This is a genomic window from Oceanobacillus halotolerans (assembly GCF_010993955.1).
Classification (GTDB): Bacteria; Bacillota; Bacilli; order Bacillales; family Amphibacillaceae; genus Oceanibacillus_A; species Oceanibacillus_A halotolerans.
This window is the reverse complement of sequence record NZ_WIXL01000001.1, coordinates 634,347-651,686: the sequence shown is the minus strand read 5'-3', so window position 1 is coordinate 651,686 and position 17,340 is coordinate 634,347. Positions and strand designations below refer to the sequence as shown.

The 17,340-nt window shown below is 38.5% G+C and carries 14 protein-coding genes; 5 read left to right on the top strand and 9 right to left on the bottom strand.

Annotation, left to right across the window (positions count from 1 at the left end; translation table 11 throughout):
- Positions 1 to 3: 3 nt before the first annotated feature.
- The 3 genes from GHC26_RS02795 to GHC26_RS02785 form a co-directional block, all read right to left on the bottom strand.
- Positions 4 to 921: an ABC transporter permease gene (locus tag GHC26_RS02795; protein ID WP_163969710.1), complete on the bottom strand. Its 918-nt coding sequence runs from the start codon at positions 919 to 921 to the stop codon at positions 4 to 6.
- Positions 922 to 1,012: 91 nt separating this feature from the next.
- Positions 1,013 to 2,572: an ABC transporter substrate-binding protein gene (locus tag GHC26_RS02790; RefSeq protein ID WP_163969709.1), complete on the bottom strand. Its 1,560-nt coding sequence runs from the start codon at positions 2,570 to 2,572 to the stop codon at positions 1,013 to 1,015.
- 14 nt (positions 2,573 to 2,586) lie between these two features.
- A complete protein-coding gene (locus GHC26_RS02785; protein ID WP_163969708.1) occupies positions 2,587 to 3,018 on the bottom strand; it encodes a MarR family winged helix-turn-helix transcriptional regulator in 432 nt (143 codons plus the stop codon).
- A gap of 211 nt (positions 3,019 to 3,229) precedes the next feature.
- Here GHC26_RS02785 and GHC26_RS02780 point away from each other — a divergent pair, with 211 nt between their 5' ends.
- The 3 genes from GHC26_RS02780 to GHC26_RS02770 are packed head-to-tail and all read left to right on the top strand — an operon-like array spanning position 3,230 to position 7,111.
- Positions 3,230 to 4,753 carry a spore germination protein gene (locus GHC26_RS02780; RefSeq protein WP_163969707.1) on the top strand — a complete coding sequence of 508 codons (1,524 nt, stop codon included), beginning with the start codon at positions 3,230 to 3,232 and terminating at the stop codon, positions 4,751 to 4,753.
- A gap of 11 nt (positions 4,754 to 4,764) precedes the next feature.
- Entirely contained in the window at positions 4,765 to 5,874 is a 1,110-nt protein-coding gene (locus GHC26_RS02775) for a GerAB/ArcD/ProY family transporter (RefSeq protein WP_163969706.1), read from the top strand.
- Positions 5,849 to 7,111: a Ger(x)C family spore germination protein gene (locus GHC26_RS02770; RefSeq protein ID WP_163969705.1), complete on the top strand. Its 1,263-nt coding sequence runs from the start codon at positions 5,849 to 5,851 to the stop codon at positions 7,109 to 7,111. Before GHC26_RS02775 ends, GHC26_RS02770 begins: the two co-directional genes overlap by 26 nt.
- A gap of 319 nt (positions 7,112 to 7,430) precedes the next feature.
- On the opposite strand, the gene GHC26_RS02765 is transcribed toward GHC26_RS02770, so the two are convergent.
- The gene (locus GHC26_RS02765; protein WP_163969704.1) at positions 7,431 to 8,510 is read right to left on the bottom strand and encodes an AbrB family transcriptional regulator; all 1,080 of its coding nucleotides are present in this window, start codon (positions 8,508 to 8,510) and stop codon (positions 7,431 to 7,433) included.
- Positions 8,511 to 9,385: 875 nt separating this feature from the next.
- Between GHC26_RS02765 and GHC26_RS02760 the strand changes: the two genes are divergently transcribed.
- Positions 9,386 to 10,183 (top strand): carbon-nitrogen family hydrolase, encoded by a 798-nt coding sequence (locus GHC26_RS02760; RefSeq protein WP_163969703.1) that lies wholly within the window; start codon positions 9,386 to 9,388, stop codon positions 10,181 to 10,183.
- Positions 10,184 to 10,305: 122 nt separating this feature from the next.
- Here GHC26_RS02760 and GHC26_RS02755 read toward each other — a convergent pair whose 3' ends face one another.
- The 3 genes from GHC26_RS02755 to GHC26_RS02745 are packed head-to-tail and all read right to left on the bottom strand — an operon-like array spanning position 10,306 to position 12,798.
- Complete coding sequence (locus tag GHC26_RS02755) at positions 10,306 to 11,427, bottom strand: PIN domain-containing protein (protein WP_163969702.1); 1,122 nt, start codon at positions 11,425 to 11,427, stop codon at positions 10,306 to 10,308.
- 43 nt (positions 11,428 to 11,470) lie between these two features.
- A complete protein-coding gene (locus tag GHC26_RS02750; protein WP_163969701.1) occupies positions 11,471 to 12,298 on the bottom strand; it encodes a PIN domain-containing protein in 828 nt (275 codons plus the stop codon).
- A gap of 17 nt (positions 12,299 to 12,315) precedes the next feature.
- Entirely contained in the window at positions 12,316 to 12,798 is a 483-nt protein-coding gene (locus GHC26_RS02745; RefSeq protein ID WP_163969700.1) for a hypothetical protein, read from the bottom strand.
- A gap of 283 nt (positions 12,799 to 13,081) precedes the next feature.
- Here GHC26_RS02745 and GHC26_RS02740 point away from each other — a divergent pair, with 283 nt between their 5' ends.
- A complete protein-coding gene (locus tag GHC26_RS02740; RefSeq protein WP_163969699.1) occupies positions 13,082 to 13,645 on the top strand; it encodes a hypothetical protein in 564 nt (187 codons plus the stop codon).
- A 125-nt stretch (positions 13,646 to 13,770) separates the two neighbouring features.
- Here the strand turns inward: GHC26_RS02740 and GHC26_RS02735 are convergent, their stop codons facing one another.
- Complete coding sequence (locus tag GHC26_RS02735) at positions 13,771 to 14,925, bottom strand: PrsW family glutamic-type intramembrane protease (RefSeq protein ID WP_226376827.1); 1,155 nt, start codon at positions 14,923 to 14,925, stop codon at positions 13,771 to 13,773.
- Positions 14,926 to 15,055: 130 nt separating this feature from the next.
- Positions 15,056 to 17,239, bottom strand: a complete 2,184-nt coding sequence (gene flgK / locus GHC26_RS02730; RefSeq protein WP_226376835.1) for a flagellar hook-associated protein FlgK — start codon at positions 17,237 to 17,239, stop codon at positions 15,056 to 15,058.
- Positions 17,240 to 17,340 lie beyond the last annotated feature (101 nt).

The window sequence follows — 17,340 nt, the reverse complement described above, 5'->3', positions numbered from 1 at the left end:
CACCTACTTCACTCGTATTTGCGGATTTACATATGCATACAATATATCAGCAACAAAATTAATAATGGCGTAGATTAAAGCAATAATGAATACGCCAGCAAGCACAATTGGGAAGTCACGATTCATTAACGATTGCATTAATAACCTACCAACGCCAGGCCATGAGAATACTACTTCTGTAATAACCGCGCCACCTAGCAAAACACCTAAATCTAATGCCACTAATGTAATGATAGGAATTAGTGAGTTACGTAATGCATAACGCATGATCAGACGCATCGTTGGAACACCTGATGCTTTTGCCGTTCGAATATAATCTTTTCTTAATACATCCAACATGGCGGACCTTGTGAAACGGGTAAAACGCGCCACACTATAAGCTGCTAAGGTTAAGGTTGGGAGTATCATATGTACTGGTGTCCCACCACCACCTGATGGCAATACCTTTAATTGTGCGGCAAAGAAAAAGATTAATAATAACCCGAGCCAAAAACTAGGTACAGCTTGTCCAACCACAGTAAGTCCTACACCAATTCGGTCAAACACCGTATTTCGTTTATATGCGGACAACACACCTAATGGAATTGCAATTAACAGTGCTAGAACTAAAGCTGAAATCGCCAATTGGAATGTTGCTGGTAATCGACTAAGTACAATTCCTAATGCATCTTCTTGACTTCGTAATGATTCCCCGAAATCACCTTGGACGGCACTAGACACAAAATCACCGTACTGGACATAAAGCGGTCGATTATATCCAAGTAATTCGCGGTATTCTTCAATCTGTTCTCTTGGTGCATCTGGTGGTAAAAATAATGTCGTTGGATCCCCTGCTAGTCGTATAAGGAAAAAGACGACGGTTAATGCTAAGAAAACAACCACGATGACCTGTAAGAACCGTTTAATGATAAAATCCAGCATGAAAGGAACTCCCCTTTCTATCCATATCCCTAATGTTCTTAATTTTTAGAGGAGAGGTTATTCAGCCTCTCCTCCATGTATTCCGTATTTCTTATTCCCAAGACATTTCATGTACTTGGAATTTCTCATCAACACGTGGATTGAAATTCAAATCTCCACGTACTGCATATAAATCAGCTTGTTGCCAAAGCGGTACCCATGCTGCTTGTTCCACTAACACATGTTGCAACTCTGCATATCCTTCCATTCTCTCTTCATCGTCAAATGTTGTATTTACTTCGTGGATGCGTTCTTCGATTTCTGGATCATGGAAACTACTGTATGGAGCGTTTTCTGTAAATAGGTTTTCAATGGTTGATTGTGGTGTGAATGCTGGACCCCAACCAAGGATAAACATGTCACCCATTTCACGATTTTGAATGCGTTCTAGGTGGTTCCCCCACTCATTCACTTGTACTTCTACTTCAATCCCAATTTCAGATAATTGTGCTGCAATTCCTTGTGCAACGTGAGAATCCATTGGATAACGACCATTTGGTGTATCTAAGGATAAGGTCATTGATTCTGGATCATAACCTGCTTCTTCAATTAACTCAACTGCTTTATCTGGATCATATCCATAGTCATCTGTTTCAACATAACCAGAATTGATTTCAGCTAAAGGACCTGTCATTTTTGTACCATAGCCGTTTAAAACAGATTCTAGTAATTCATCAACATCTACAGCATAATTAATCGCTTGACGGACTTTCACATCTTGTAATGGTCCATCATGGAAGGTGTTTAATGTTAAGTAGTTAATACGGGAAGATGATACTTCTTCAATCTTCGCATTGTCTGAGCTTTCAATTTCCTCTACAGAATCAACTGGAATGTTTTTGAATAGATCAATTTCACCACTTAAGAATGCTGACATTCTAGAACTAAATTCTGGAATGTAACGAAATTCTAAGTTTTTAATAGACGGTTCGCCTCTCCAATGATCTTCAAATGCTTCCAATTGTAAATAGTTATCGCGTGACCATTCCACAAATTGATAGGCTCCAGTACCAATTGGTTCTTTCGCGGCTTGCTCTGTCCCGACTTCTTCCACATACCCAGGTTCCATAATCAATAAATCTTCTGTAATACGATCTAATAAACTTGGAAATGGCTCAGATGTTTTAATTTCTACTTCATAGTCTGAAAGTACAATTACTTCTTCTACATTTACCCATCTAGAACGGTAAGCAGAGTTATTGGCCTCGTCCAAAATATAGTCGATGCTGAATTTAACAGACTCGGCATTAAAATCGGCACCATTATGGAATTTTACTCCCTCTTTTAGGGTAAGGCGCCATGTTAATTCATCAACATTCTCCCAATCCTCTGCTAATACGGGAACTAAGTCACCATTTTGTGCATCTCGTTCAATTAACGGATCATAAATATTACGAATCTGTGTATCCGTTACATAGTTAACATCATTATTAGCAATTAGAGTAGCGGCATCAGATTCAAATCCAATTACAAGACTATCCTTTTCGCCACCATCATCACTGCCTGATCCATCACTGCTTGTGCCGTCATCTCCTCCAGCTGTTCCTTCAGTACAAGCTGCCATGACTACTAATAAGCCAATGGTCATTAATAGGACTAAGTACTTTTTCATTGTTACCACCCTTTTTATTCATCATTTTTTTGTAAAGCGGATTCAATTTGTTTCATTGACTGAATCACGACTCCTATATCTTCTTCTGAGATGCCAGCAATCATTTTTTCTACACTTTTGTCTGCGTTTTTTTCTAAGTCATGAAGTTCTTTCTCTCCTTTCTCTGTCATTACTAAATATTGCAAACGACGATCTTCTGTCGAAGGTATTTTTTCGATCAGGCCTTTTCTTTCAAATTTTTTAATGATACGGCTTATATACCCTTTATCGAACAAATAATACTCCGACAGAAAAGAAGCTGTACAATTCTCGGTTGCATGAATCTGAAACAAAATCATCGCTTCTGTAGCTGAATAAGGACTCTTATCATTGTAGAGGGAAAGAAGTCCCATCATTCTGACGTAAAACCGGTTGAATTGCTTGATCTCCTGGATGTTTTTTTTCATATTCGCCATTTTCCTTTTTTTCAGTAATTGAATTTTATTTTAATTGTGAAAGTTGCTCTTGTCAACTACTTTTTAATAATTTTCTAATATTTTTCAACAATCTAAATGATGGTTCGACAAAATTCGGGGAGTGACAGGCACCACACAGCACTACATATTTTTTGTTTTTCGTGGAAAGGTAAGGGAAATTGGTTTAGGAGTGTGGTATGACATGATCGGAAAATTTCTCCGTAAAGCCTATAAAAGTGTTCCGCCTTATTCAGAGGAATCATCAAAAGAAGACATTAAACAAAAGGAACAGGATATTGGTAAAAAATTACAAAAAAATACGCAAACGTTTCAATCCATTTACTCCTATCCAGATAATCAGGATGTCAAAATTCGGGAATTACATATCGGCGGTCTCAATAAAAAGGCCACTGTTATTTTTATTAGTACCATTACAGATACAAATATAATAGAACAGCATATTATTAGACCACTAATTGAAAATAGTGCTGAATCAAAATCAATCAAAGACATTGTCTCTGTTCAAACTGTCGCAACAGAAAGTCAGATAAAGAAGATTTTATCCAAAATCAATTCTGGGAACGCTGCTCTATTGATTGATGGCGAAGAACAAGCGCAGATTTTTAATGTTTCTAGTTTTGAAGGTAGAGGAGTTGAAAAATCACAGAACGAGTCTCTCGTTAAAGGACCAAAAGAAGCATTTAATGAAATGGTATTTACCAACATATCGCTAATAAGGAAAAAAATTAAAAATGAAAATTTAGTAGTGGAATCCACCACCGCCTCTGTACGATCGAAAAATGAGGTATATATGGTTTATGTAAAGGACTTAGCCAATGACAAACTTGTTGATAATGTACGAAATAGGATAAAGAGCTTAAATACCGATGTATTACAAAACCTAGGCCTACTAGAGCAACGGATTGAAGAACGGCCAAGATCCGTTTTTCCAACCATTCTATATACAGAAAGACCAGACCGAGCTGCATCCTTTGCTGAAGATGGCTACATCGTCTTACTCATGGACAATTCACCAGATGCATTGATTTTACCAGCAACCTTTTGGTCCTTTTATCACTCATCTGAAGATCATTATTTGCGATTTCTTTACGGTAATTTCACAAGAATGTTACGTATAGCTGCCATGTTTATTACACTATTTAGCTCAGCAATTTACATTTCGATCGTAACTTTTCATGCGGAAATGATACCACCTGATTTACTCCTGGCCATCGCAGCATCCCGGGAAAAAGTGCCATTCCCCGCAGCGATTGAAATCATCATCATGGAAATTGCGTTTGAATTAATTCGGGAAGCCGGTTTGCGCGTGCCAAGCCCGATTGGACCAACCATTGGGATAGTTGGTGCCCTTATCTTAGGTCAAGCGGCCGTACAAGCCAATATTGTCAGCCCGATTGTTGTCATCGTTGTTGCTTTAGGTGGGCTCAGTTCATTTGCAATTGCCGATATAAGCATGAACTTTGCTATCCGTTTATGCCGTTTTTTATTAGTACTTTCGGCTGCATTCTTTGGCATATATGGGATGGCTGCCTTATTTACCATTGGACTATTTTATTTAGTGTCCATCAAATCATTTGGGGTTCCATACTTATCCCCTCTCTCACCAAAATATATTTCATCTGGGGATACTGTTTTTCGGAGATTATTAAGGAATGAGTTTTACCGTCCTGGTTACCTAAAACCGAAAGATATGAAAAAGCAATAGGGAGTTTTCACATGGGCCAATCACAAGAGAAAATCGGTATAAAAGAATACCTAGCAATCATGATTCTCATGGTTGGTACAAAACTTACAGATGATACACCTGCAATTTTGTTTGATAACCTACGAAATGCTGGATGGATGGGTCCATTAATCAATGGATTCATTGCACTCATTCTCACCTATTTATTAATGCGGGTCGTCTTAAGTTACGAAAATAAGAATTTAATAGAAGTCATTACCCATTTATTTGGGAAATACCTTGGTTATGTTGTCTTATTTATATTATGGATCATTTCATTTGGTGCGCTTACCGTCGATACGGCAATCTATACAGATATTATTGGAACCATGTATTTCACTAACACCCCCACCATTGTCTCGTATGGTGTTTTAATGATGGTATGTGCCTATGGAGCCAAAAGGGGATTAGAACAAATTGGGTCTGTTGCTTGGGCAGTTTTTCCTTATTTGCAATTCATCTTATTCGTGATATTGGTTTTAACGTTGACACAAGGAGAATATGCTTTTCTCACTCCCATCTTAGGTCCAGGTGGGTGGGAAGTTGTGAAAGAAAGCTCCTTTAGACTTTCTATTTATTTTGATATCCTTTATTTATTTCTGCTTGTACCTTTTGTGAAAAGCAAAAAGGATTTCAAAAAAGGAACATGGATTGCCTTTATTGTTATTGTCGTACAACTCACTATTACAATGATAGGTTACTTGGTCCTATTTGATTATGTATCTGTTGAACAATTAAATTACCCCTTTCATGAGCTTATTCGCTTTATTCAAATTGGCATTTTCGGAAGGGTCGAATCGTTCTTCTTCCCATTTTGGTTAATTGCATCCTTTGTTCGTTTTGCTGCTTATTTGTATCTTAGTGCCATGCTATTTGGTTGGTTATTTAAGATTGAGGAATTTGAATATGTCATCCCTACATTTGCTACCCTTATTGTACTTGTAGGCTTAATTCCAGAAAGTCCGACTTTTGCTATATTTCAACTAAGAGAGGCCATCCTTAAGTTTTCAACACCAGTCTTTTTCATGTTGCCTATTTTATTATGGATGATGGCAAAGCTTAAAGGAGACTTGAAACATGCGGACAACACGAATAAAAAATAAAGTTATTTTACTGATTAGCATGCTACTATTCCTTACTGGGTGCTGGGATCAAAGAGAAGTGGAGCTAAGTGCATATGTCGTAGCAATAGGCATTGATAAATCGGAAACCGATGAAGGTAGTATAAGGTTAACCTATCTTATTTCTAACCCAGAAGCTGGGATACAGGCACAAGGTAGTGCTAGTGACGAGCCACCCAGAGAAACTATTACATTTGAAGTAGATGACTTTCTTACTGCTACAAATTTAGCAAATACCGTTGTTGCAAAAGAGGTAACGTATGACCTCTTAAATGTCATCATTGTTTCGGAAGAACTCGCACGTGATGACAGATTCATTAGATGGATGTATGATGCCACAAAAGGAGAAGATATTAGAAGAAACGCCAAGTTGTTGGTGTCAAAAGAGAATGCTGCCACCTTCATTCAAAATACGCAACCAAGTATAGAAACCCGACCACATCAATATTTTAATTTGATCTTTGAACGTGGGAACGAAATAGGTACATTGACCGTATCAGATCTTTTAACCTTCTTCCGAAAGACAGAGGCAGATAGTAGTTTATTTTTATCCTTTTATGGATCAACGGAAAAACCCGAAAGACCAAAACAAGGAGAGGATCAGGACAGATTTAAAGCAGGTGAATTTTATTATGAAGGGGAAACAAATACGTCACAATTTGCAGGCTCGGCCATTTTTAAAGAGGGGAAAATGATTGGTGCCCTTACAGCAGAACAAACACGACTTTCCTATTTATTAAACGATACCATGGAAGCGCGTGATATTTATACCACCTTACCTGATCCATTTAATGAAGATTACCAACTTGGAATAAAACTAAACAAAGAAGGAAAACTTGATATGCAAATGGATTTAAAAAGGGAAACGCCAACAATCGATGTTACCGTTCCCTTAAAAGTAGACGTACTGACCAATCATAGTATGGCAGAATACCCAAGAAACCCAGAAAATAGAGAAAAGCTTAAGAAGACATTCAAAAATCGTTTTGAAAAAAAGTTCGAGAAATTAATCACAAAAACACAGGATGAGTTTAAAGGAGACCCATTTGCTTGGTCATTGCATGCTCGAAAACATTTTTTAACGATTCCCGAATATGAGAAATTTGATTGGATGAAAACATATCCAGAGATGGATATCTCTGTTTCCGTTGATGTCCGGTTAGGTACTTTTGGTAGACAAGGGGAAGTACCAGATATGGAAAAATTGCGTGAGGATTGAATTTGAACGGGAGTGATTGGTTATACGGGTATGTAAGGCGTTTAGGTAGGGGTTACTGCGATTAGTCGAAAAATTCCTTAAAGAAGGAGTTAATGTAACATGACAATCATAATATGGTCGATAATCACGATAATGTGCCTATATTCAGTTGGATTTGCAATTAAACTATGGATGGATAACAGTAAAATTGGCTCATTCGTTATGTTCCTACTCGTAGCGGGAATTATCATTGTACCGTTTTTTTCCGAGCTACGGTAGGTAAAAATAATGGAGTAGGTTATACGGCGGCGGCAATACTAATAGAGCCGCCTTTTTTTCATTAACCTTCTCCTCTTACTGCCGTTACACTTCGTCTTGATCCTCGTGTAAACCACCATTTCAAAAAGGAAGGAACAACCATCACAATTAGTAGGATTCGGACTAGCTGCAATGCACTAACGATAGCAGGGTCCCCACCAATATTATAGGCGGTTAACACCATTTCAAAGAAGCCACCAGGTGCAATGGCTAAAATGGCAGTCGCATTATTTAATACCGTAAATTGTGCCAGCATATATCCTAATCCAAAGGAAACACTAATCACTAACATTGCAATAACGAAATAGATCAAACAATATTTACCGCCGATTTTTAAATCCTTAAACAAAATATTTTTCCCAAGTCCAGCACCAACCGCAACTTGAGCAGCATTCATTAAAGGAGATGGAATTTGCGCTAACTCAGCAGGACTAACATTCAAAAGAGCTGTTACACCGAGTGCACCAATAATGATCCCAGCAGGAATTTTGTGGCGAATCAACACAGCTACTGCAACTGGTAAAATAAACCACAAATAACTCCACATGCCACCACTTGAAACTTCATTTACCACTTGTCCTACACCAGCTTGTGCATCCCCTGAGAAAATAAAGGTCATAACAGGTGGAATCGTAAAGAGAACGGCAATCAGTCGTATTGTTTGAAAAATAACAACAAGCGAAACCTTGGCACCCAGTGATTCCGAGGCAATCGCCATTTCCGACAGACCACCAGGAATTAACGAAAAAACACTGGTTACTTGGTCCACATCAATCCATTTCGTGACAATTAGCCCAAAAAAGATACATGCTGCGATTAAAATAAACGTTATGAAAATATATGGAAGGATATAAGGTGCAACGGTTTGAAATGTTTCCGTCGTAAAATACAACCCAAAATAAATACCGAGAACAATAAATCCGCCATTACTAACTGCAATGGGAACAAAAGCCTTTCGATCAGTTATCCCCTGCCAAACCATGACAAATGTAAGTGCTCCTAGTACCCATGGTAGTGGTACATTTACTAAACTAAATACATAACCACCAATCGCTGCAATAACTAGTGATTCTACTAACCGTAACCCAGACTGTGACTGCATGAAGAGGACTCCCTTATTTCCATTCTACTACATCTATATGGATAGACTGGGCACTAATTAAGTACCCCTCTCCACCCCAATGACTTAGAAAAACTCGCATTCGCTCGCCTTTTAGCGAATGTGTTCGTTTTCTTATACTTGGGACATTAAAATTTTAGCAACGTCGAGTCTACTTCTAAGCTAAAATTTTATACTTTCCTAACGTGGAACAAAAGCTAGAAGCGCCTTGATCACCCCCGATTAGAAAACTTGGCTTGTCGCCAAGTGGCAAAAGCCTTAGTTGCACTTATGCAGTAAGAACGTTTTCTTTCTTACCTGCCAAGCATAAGCCAAGCCTCGACGTGGCAGCTTTTGCGCGTAATGTGGATTGACTTATGACATCGCGGGGGTAGGCGCTGGCCGATGAAAACTCGTGCTTCCTTATGTCTATTGGCACAAGGACGTCAATCGCTCTCACTGGCTAAAATCGTCACGTCCTGTGACAACGCCAGTACTAGGACGTCAATCGCTCGAAGCTGGACGTGGCCTTTCCTATAAAGTGATGAGGCCAACTTTTTTATGCCTTTCCTTACGAAAACATACTTTTTCTTACTATAACACGAATTCGCTAAAAAGTCAGAAAAAAAATTGTGTTTCATATGACACGCGCCACTAAAAAAAGCTATCTGGCCAGTGTTTCAGATGGGAGTTGGCACAATAAGTGTTTAATTTTATGAAACAATTAATTTATTTTTTAAAATATATTTACACCTTCTATACGCTAGTTGTATGATGGAATCAACTATTATAACAGTGAGTAATTCAGCTTGTACTAACCATTACCCATAAATGCTGCGGTGCAGAAAGAAAATAGTTTGATAACAGGAGGGGGAACGATGAAATATTCAATCTATCAAATGGATGTCATACCTGGAAATCCAGAGAAGAACCGTCAAAAGGTAAAAGCATGGATGGAACAGGAAGTAGCAAAAAACAATCCTGACACAATAGTCCTGCCAGAAATGTGGACTACTGCCTACACGTTAAATGATTTACAAAAAATAGCCGACCATGAGGCAGAACCGACGAAAGGCTTTTTAGGAGAGCTTTCGAAAAAACTAAATGTTAATATAATTGGAGGTTCTGTAGCGAATAAAGTAAATGGGAAAATTTATAATACGGCACTTGTTCTTAATCGACGAGGAGAACTAGTATATCAGTATGACAAAATACATTTAGTGCCAATGTTGAATGAACATAAATACTTAACAGGTGGAAAAAAAGCACCAGACGTGTTTGAGTTAGATGGTGTGAAAATGGGGATGGTAATTTGTTATGATTTACGTTTTCCAGAAATAATCCGACCACTTGCTGTGCAAGGTGCAGAAGTTTTACACGTTTTAGCAGAATGGCCTACCCCTCGTCTAAGTCATTGGACTCCATTACACATAGCACGGGCTATAGAAAACCAACTCTATGTAGTCTCTGCAAATCGTGTTGGTTCATATGACGGTGTAACATTTTGTGGGACATCAATGGTGGTTAATCCGAATGGAGATATTATCGTGCGTGGAACAGAAGAAAACGAGGAGACATTACAGACAACTATGGATTTTGATCTTGTAAAACAGGTAAGAAGAGCAGTTCCTATGTTTGATGACCGAGTTCCTCATCTCTATCCATCCAGATTTTAAGGGATTTTATGAAGGAAAACCCCTTTCAGTCATAGCGAGGCTCCCACTTCCAATAAAAAAATGCAACAAGGGTTATCGTACCCATTGTTGCATTTTTATGGCTGGGACTAGACATCCTTCACCTACAATTCAAATACCCATTCTCTCACCTCATCACTAGCAGGATCATACATCAGCGCTGTGATGGATGCTAAATTTTCTAGTGGCTGCTGACCCATGATCGTGATGGTCTCCACTTGGTTCGGCAATAATTCTCGTCTTCCTGCTGGATATTCCACGGTATCATCCTTATACCGTAAAATAAGCTGGCCATTGTTTTCTTTCATACCGATTAAGGTCTTTTCATTTGCTAACTTAATAGATGGGTCATCCGTATTTTTCGCTTCTATCTCCTCTAATTCCTCACTTAAATCCAAGTAGCCAAAAATAATTTCGGAATCATTGAGATTGACAGCTTCATATTCCAGGCGAAAGGAAGATTCATTTTCCTGCATATTAGTTAATTCCACTTCAATATTATCAAATGGAAATTCAAAATCACTCATCGCATCTTTCTTCTCTTCTTCGTCCTCTTGCTGGCCAATAATACCAGCAATAAAGATAAAGATGATAATCCCGACAACAGAAGAACCAATTAATTTCCCAACAGGGATCTTCAACTTTGGAGCACGCACTTTGATTGGCCGCTTCGTTTTGGACCGATTTGCCATCCCAGTCTTCCCTTTTTCCAACTGAACTGTTCCGGGCTGACTGGATGTCTTGTTCGATTGCAATTTCCAGTCAGGTTGATTTTTAGTTGGCAATTCATATGTAGGTACATTTGCAGATCTAGCTGCAAGCCGTGCTCCACGATCATACGTGACAAACAATGGTTTCATGTTTTCTCTTTTTTGCACCACAATACAAGTTGCTACAATCTTTTCATCATTACTTCCATCCATCTGCAGTTCACGCAAAACAGAAGCCTTTGGGACAGGCTCCATCTTCAATTTCGCTTCATCAATAAAGCTGAGGGCCTGACGTGCACGATAGGCCACTTCCCTTTCCTCTTCACTAGATGAGTCATCCGATTTTTTTAATCCATCCAACTCCCGAAATACGACTTGACTAACGATAATTAAATGCGCAGGTAATCGTTTTAAAACATCTAAAGAACTAATAAAGAAATTTGTATCTGGAATAATTGGCCGCACGCCTTGTGCAGCCTCACTAATTCCCCGAAAAATCTGTTCCTCACCTTGCATCATTCTCTCCCCCTATTCGACAAAATTCGGGTGGTGACAGGCACTACGACATGGTTTGGATGGGGACGCCGCTGTTTCGTGCTAAGAGTCGTGCACCTTTATCATTGGACAAGAACACGATTGGAACTTGTTTTTCATGAAGCTGCTGCAGACAGGAAGCTATTATCTTCTCATCTGGTCCACCGGTTAACTTATGTTTTTTCAAATAGTTGTAGTGTGGTACTTCGATAAAAACAATCCGATTAGCCTCCTGGTATAGCTCCAACACATCAAAGGCATATTGCGCTCGCTTTCGTACAGACGCATCTGAGTTGTTTTTGAGCCCATCCAGCTCTTTAATCACCTGCTTACTAATATACAGTTTAGCATTACTGTCATAATAAGCGGCAATTAATGCCAATTGTTCATGCATTAAAATATTCGTATCTGGTGCAAAAACAGCACCAAGCTCAATCGACGGAACAAGTCGTCGATATTTCGCAACTGCTAACTTTTGCAAGGCTTCTTTGGCAAGCCGTTCATTTAATCCACCAGCAACTAGATTGGCATGAATGATCGACACAATCATCAAGAGCAACCAGCCAATTAGGACATGTGTCCCTTCCATCATCTCTGTCCTGCCTAATCCTAATATAATTAAATGTAAGACTGTATAAATAATACCAAATACGGTTTGTTTGGAATAAACTTGTCCTAACCCAGCAACAAGTGCAGACAACCAGCCTGCCTTTCCGCCATCAATATATGTAACACGTTTCACTCGGTAATAATTGGTTAACAGCACAATGCTTAATAGGTAGATAAAGAAGACAGTAGCATCCGAAATGTCCAGCCAGTTTGCTGCGATTCCTAATAAAATAAATAAGATCATTGCTGTGACTCCTCTCGTTAGAATTGATGCGGATCTCCTGTGTCATGTGTACCCATATCATGGTCGATTGTACCCAGACCTCGGTCAATTCCATGGTACCCTTCATCAACCACTGCATCTGTACCAGGATTTAGATAGGGGTCACTATGGTCCCAATGGTCCATCGCATCATCCATATATCCACCATGACTATAGTGATCATCTCTGACCCCATTTGTACTGGAATAGATGGTCTCCCCTTTTGTACCATCTCGGTTCATTTTCATTACACGGGTCCGCTTATACGTTTTCCCAATTTGATTCATTCTTGCATTACTACTTACTCCAAGATTTCGTCCCATCTTTTCCGTTTGCATTGACTTCTCCGTCCATTCATCATAGACATCTGGAAATATGGATTTATACTCAATTTGTTTGCCTTTACTATGTTTTTCCCAAAAAATTGTCCCAATAATTCCAGCAACTAATACACCAATAATAATCAACTCAATGTTATCCATTCTCCTACTCCTTTCCTGCTTTAGTATGATAAAGTGAAACTTCAGTCAGTGGGGGTTTCCTTTCCTCCCCCACTTATCTTTCTTGGATCTCCTCGAAATCTTGAAGTGGGGGTCTTACTACCCGTTACATGCGGGATAAAAATAATTATAGCATTTTTTTGCGAAAATTGGCTAAAGATGTTGAAAATAATCATTAAAATTACGTTTATTCCATCTCTTTGCTCTTAGTCAGGAATTTATCCTTAAAACTTAGGTTAAACTGATTTTTAAAGGGAGGGGTTGGATGACAAACGATTTCTTTAACCAATTTTACCGAACAGATCCAGAATCAGGTTACTGTATACTAGAAATTACGTTAAAGAATTATGATGACGTATTTGCCAATTGGGACTCCTCTATATACAAAATCAGGGATTTAAATGCTAATTTAAAATCATTCCTTGAAGAATTTTCTTATGAAATTGATCCCCGAACTAATATAAAGCTACTATTTCATATGCAAGATGAGGTAAAAGATACGAATATGGAAACACACATTAAAAAGGGGATTAGTAACTATTTCAATTACCGACATCACTTCGTAGCGAAGAAAACAAAACAAAGCAGAAAAAAATCTCTTTTTTACTTTTCAGTTTCCATTTTGTTTACGATATTATCTACCTATTTTCAACCCTCTGAAGAGAATAAGTTCATCCAAGAATTTATCATCCTTAACGTAACTGTTGGTAGTTGGGTTTTTTTATGGGAAGCTTTCTCGCTTCTTTTCATGCGTAGTAGAGACTTATCTAAGAAAAAGAAGCATTACGAGCGGATTGTTTCTGCACCGATACTATTCAAATATTATTAAGCTAAAGATTAGAAATGTGAGTTTTTCTTATACTTGGGACATTAAAATTTTATACTTTCCTAACTTGCAAAAAAGCAAGAGCCCCTCAGAACACGGAGCTCTTGCTTTTTATGGCTGAAACTAACTTATGCATTCCATCGCGAAATTTGCTTTAATCCCGCATTAATAAGGGTAAAAATAAAAATCCATGCAATGATTATTAGAGCAATGAACAGCAGATTGAAATTGTGTAACGAATATAATGGCATATCCCATACAGCATGTAAGCCAATTGCTACTACAAATAAACGGATAAATTTCCCATCAAAAAAGTGATCGGTTTTCAGTGGTTGATCCCCTTTTACATAGACAAGTGCTGCACCTGCAATAGCCGACCAGACCACATGGGTGCCAATTGCCATCCATCCGCGCATAAATAATGTGGAGAACATTCCTTGATCACCAAGTGCCATCCCACTGTATAAGGCATAACCAGCTGATTCAAATGCTGCAAATCCTGCACCAATTGCTGCACCAATTAGTAATCCATTTAAAATATACTTGCTTTTCAATTTATGAATAAAGTATGCGATTATAACCAGTTTCCCTACTTCTTCTACAACGCCTACTATGATAGCCCCCATATAATCTAGTTCATTAACAGGAAAAATAGAATACAAGAATAGCGTCATGACAAGGGATGACGCGCCACCTATAAATAGCATTTTTGCTAATTCGTATATACTAATATTTCTAGGTGCATTCGTTTCCCAAAAGAAAATGAGTAGAGAAAACGGAACAGCAAAAGAACCGACCGTAATCAGGCCTGGCAGTGCAAAGAGATTTTCAAACGAATAGGTTGCAATATATAACAAAATATACGTAACCATTAAGACAAGAAATACACGTGCGAACAACCATGGCTTTGGCCAAGAGGATGAAATTTCATTTTCTGAAGGGGTTGTTACACTGGTACCAGCAATAAATAGCAGTTCCCCTTCTTCTTTTGTATGTTTTTTCGTAACATCTGAGAACACATCACGTAACTTCAAATCAATATTCCCTTTTTCCCCGACCATTCCATTGATTTTCTCAGTCGCCTGTAAAAATGTCCCTTTCACTTGATTAGAGAACTCTTTTCCTGTCGTTTCTGTCGTTGCGGAAAACTCGGCATGAATTCCACCCTGCTGTTGCTGATTCTGGAGTGATTGCTCCTCAGGGTATTCAAGTTTCACACCACAGGATGGACAAAATCTACTTTCGGCATCATCTATCGCAAAACCGCAATTATAACAAAACAAATGAACACGCCCTATCTATTTTGATATTTACGTAAAAGCCCAAACAAAAATACATCACTACCTATAGTATACGACAGAACATCATACTAGACTAGTAGTCATTCGACAAAATTCGGGTAGTGACAGGCACCTACATTTGGTTGATGATGCGGTCGAGCATTTCATCGACAAGGGTCATGCTTCGTGCGGCTGCATTATAGGCATGTTGAAACTGAATAAGGTTTGCCATTTCTTCATCAAGGGAAACGGAACTGACGGACTGGCGTCTTTCATTAACTGTCTGCTTTAGTGTTTCAGTATTTCGCTGCATGCGTTGTACTTCTTGGGAGGCAACACCTAAATCTCCGATAACACGTTGATAATATTCTCGAAAACTAGTAATATCTTCTGCATCACTAGGAGAATAGGAAAAAGCTTCATCAAATACATCGGCTAAATCAGATACATTTTCACTGTCGCCAATATGTGCTGCTCCACCTTCTGGCTGTGCGGAAGCAATATTATCGATAGTGGTGAGCACCTCTTCTGATACTTTAATACGACTTGCATAACCATCCCTACCAAATTCACCAGTACCTGCACTTTCTATATACTCACCGATTGATGTCCCCATCACATTTATTAAGTCATCAGCCCAGTTGTCATCCTTTATGTCTAAGCTAACTCCTCCACTTCCTTCGACAATATTTTCCAAATCCTTCACATTCCCATCTGAAGTACCTGGGTCAAATATACCATGGACTTGTATTCCTCTCTCTTTAAACTGTTCGATAATATCACTTGATGACAGTTCACCATGATCCCCTTCATCAGTAAGAAATACGATATGCTTAAAGGTCTCATTTTGACCATATACTGGGAGAATACCCTCTAAGGCATTCATTAAATTTTCATGTCCATAAAAATTAGCTGGTAATCCTAAATCCGTTAAACCAGGTGATTCTCTTAAAGCAGTTATAATTTCCTGCAAATTTTCATTAATATCCTCGTCAGAACCCCATACGTTTTCATTTGAAAATATAGTATTTTCATATCCACCTATATATTTAACTAAACCGAACTGAATATCTTTCACAGATGATGAATCTTTAATTTCATCGGCAAAAGCAGCTAAGTTTTTGGATATTGTTTCAATATCATCATCCATGCTACCACTAATATCGAGAACAAAGACAATGTCAGTAGTATCTTTAGGATAGGTTGCAACCCTTTCATCGACCGTATCCGCGAAAAAAGGAATTTCCCTAAACCCATTTTCTATTTCATTCGGACTCATCCCATTCTGATGCACGGTATTAAACTCTCTAGCAAATGTGTATGCCATATTGTCTAATGCCTTTAACATGTCTGGGTAAATCCCTGTCGTCTCCCCTTCTTCATTTTCAAAACCGAATCCTTCCATTAATGCTTTTAACTCACCCATAGATGTGAATTCAGTCGCTTGAATAGACATATCCCCTAAGATTAGCTCACTAATCGAGCCTTTAGGACCATCATCATGAACCGTTAATGATTCAACTGTATTCGTATTACCATTAACAAGCTTTGTACTACCAAATAATGAATGACCATCATCCCCGATAATATCAATCGTATAGACACCATCTGCCATGGCCATTGCAGCATTCCCACTTTTCGTAGCTGTAACTTTTATATCTACTATTTCGGATAACTCGTCTACCAAACGATCACGATCATCATATAAATCATTCGGCAAGTAATCATTATTTTCCAAATGGCTAATTTCCATATTCAACTTATTTATTTTCTGTGCAATTGTATTAATGGTAGTGACTTTTGTATCAATCTCATCTTTTAAATCTTGTTGAATGGCTTGTAATGATTCAGTTAAATAATTAAATGTATCAGCAACCGCTTTTCCCCGTTCTCGCACAACAGATCGTGTACCACTATGTTCTGGATCTACTGCTAGATCTTGTAATGACTGCCAAAAACGGTCCATCGTTTTCCCTAAACCTTGCTCGGATGGTTCATTTAGCAAATTCTCCATGCGGGACAAGCTTTCAGATCGCGCTTCGTAATAGCCAACCTTACTCATCTCCATCCGGTATTGGAAATCAAAAAAGCGGTCCCGTATCCGTTCGACAGACCCTGCTTCAACACCAGTTCCAATTTGACCTGGAAGATCCAAACGATTCCGTGACACACCAGAGATTGGTGCTGTTTGACTCATGTTGACGCGTTGCCGACTAAAACCTTCTGTGTTTGCATTCGAAATATTATGCCCTGCTGTATGTATTGCCGATTGTTGTGAAAACAACGCACGCTTTGCTGTTTCTAATCCCTGTAACATCGATCCCACCGTAGGACCTCCCCTATGTAACCTTTATCTATAAAAACGGACAAATCCAATAAATTGATTATAGCCCAAACGCCTTTATCTGTTAAGCCACA

Excerpts from the sequence above, each read along its gene's own strand:
- GHC26_RS02795 (WP_163969710.1), bottom strand. The coding sequence starts at position 921 with ATGCTGGATTTTATCATTAAACGGTTCTTACAGGTCATCGTGGTTGTT.
- GHC26_RS02790 (WP_163969709.1), bottom strand. The coding sequence starts at position 2,572 with ATGAAAAAGTACTTAGTCCTATTAATGACCATTGGCTTATTAGTAGTC.
- GHC26_RS02785 (WP_163969708.1), bottom strand. The coding sequence starts at position 3,018 with ATGAAAAAAAACATCCAGGAGATCAAGCAATTCAACCGGTTTTACGTC.
- GHC26_RS02780 (WP_163969707.1), top strand. The coding sequence starts at position 3,230 with ATGATCGGAAAATTTCTCCGTAAAGCCTATAAAAGTGTTCCGCCTTAT.
- GHC26_RS02775 (WP_163969706.1), top strand. The coding sequence starts at position 4,765 with ATGGGCCAATCACAAGAGAAAATCGGTATAAAAGAATACCTAGCAATC.
- GHC26_RS02770 (WP_163969705.1), top strand. The coding sequence starts at position 5,849 with ATGCGGACAACACGAATAAAAAATAAAGTTATTTTACTGATTAGCATG.
- GHC26_RS02765 (WP_163969704.1), bottom strand. The coding sequence starts at position 8,510 with ATGCAGTCACAGTCTGGGTTACGGTTAGTAGAATCACTAGTTATTGCA.
- GHC26_RS02760 (WP_163969703.1), top strand. The coding sequence starts at position 9,386 with ATGAAATATTCAATCTATCAAATGGATGTCATACCTGGAAATCCAGAG.
- GHC26_RS02755 (WP_163969702.1), bottom strand. The coding sequence starts at position 11,427 with ATGCAAGGTGAGGAACAGATTTTTCGGGGAATTAGTGAGGCTGCACAA.
- GHC26_RS02750 (WP_163969701.1), bottom strand. The coding sequence starts at position 12,298 with ATGATCTTATTTATTTTATTAGGAATCGCAGCAAACTGGCTGGACATT.
- GHC26_RS02745 (WP_163969700.1), bottom strand. The coding sequence starts at position 12,798 with ATGGATAACATTGAGTTGATTATTATTGGTGTATTAGTTGCTGGAATT.
- GHC26_RS02740 (WP_163969699.1), top strand. The coding sequence starts at position 13,082 with ATGACAAACGATTTCTTTAACCAATTTTACCGAACAGATCCAGAATCA.
- flgK (WP_226376835.1), bottom strand. The coding sequence starts at position 17,239 with ATGTTACAGGGATTAGAAACAGCAAAGCGTGCGTTGTTTTCACAACAA.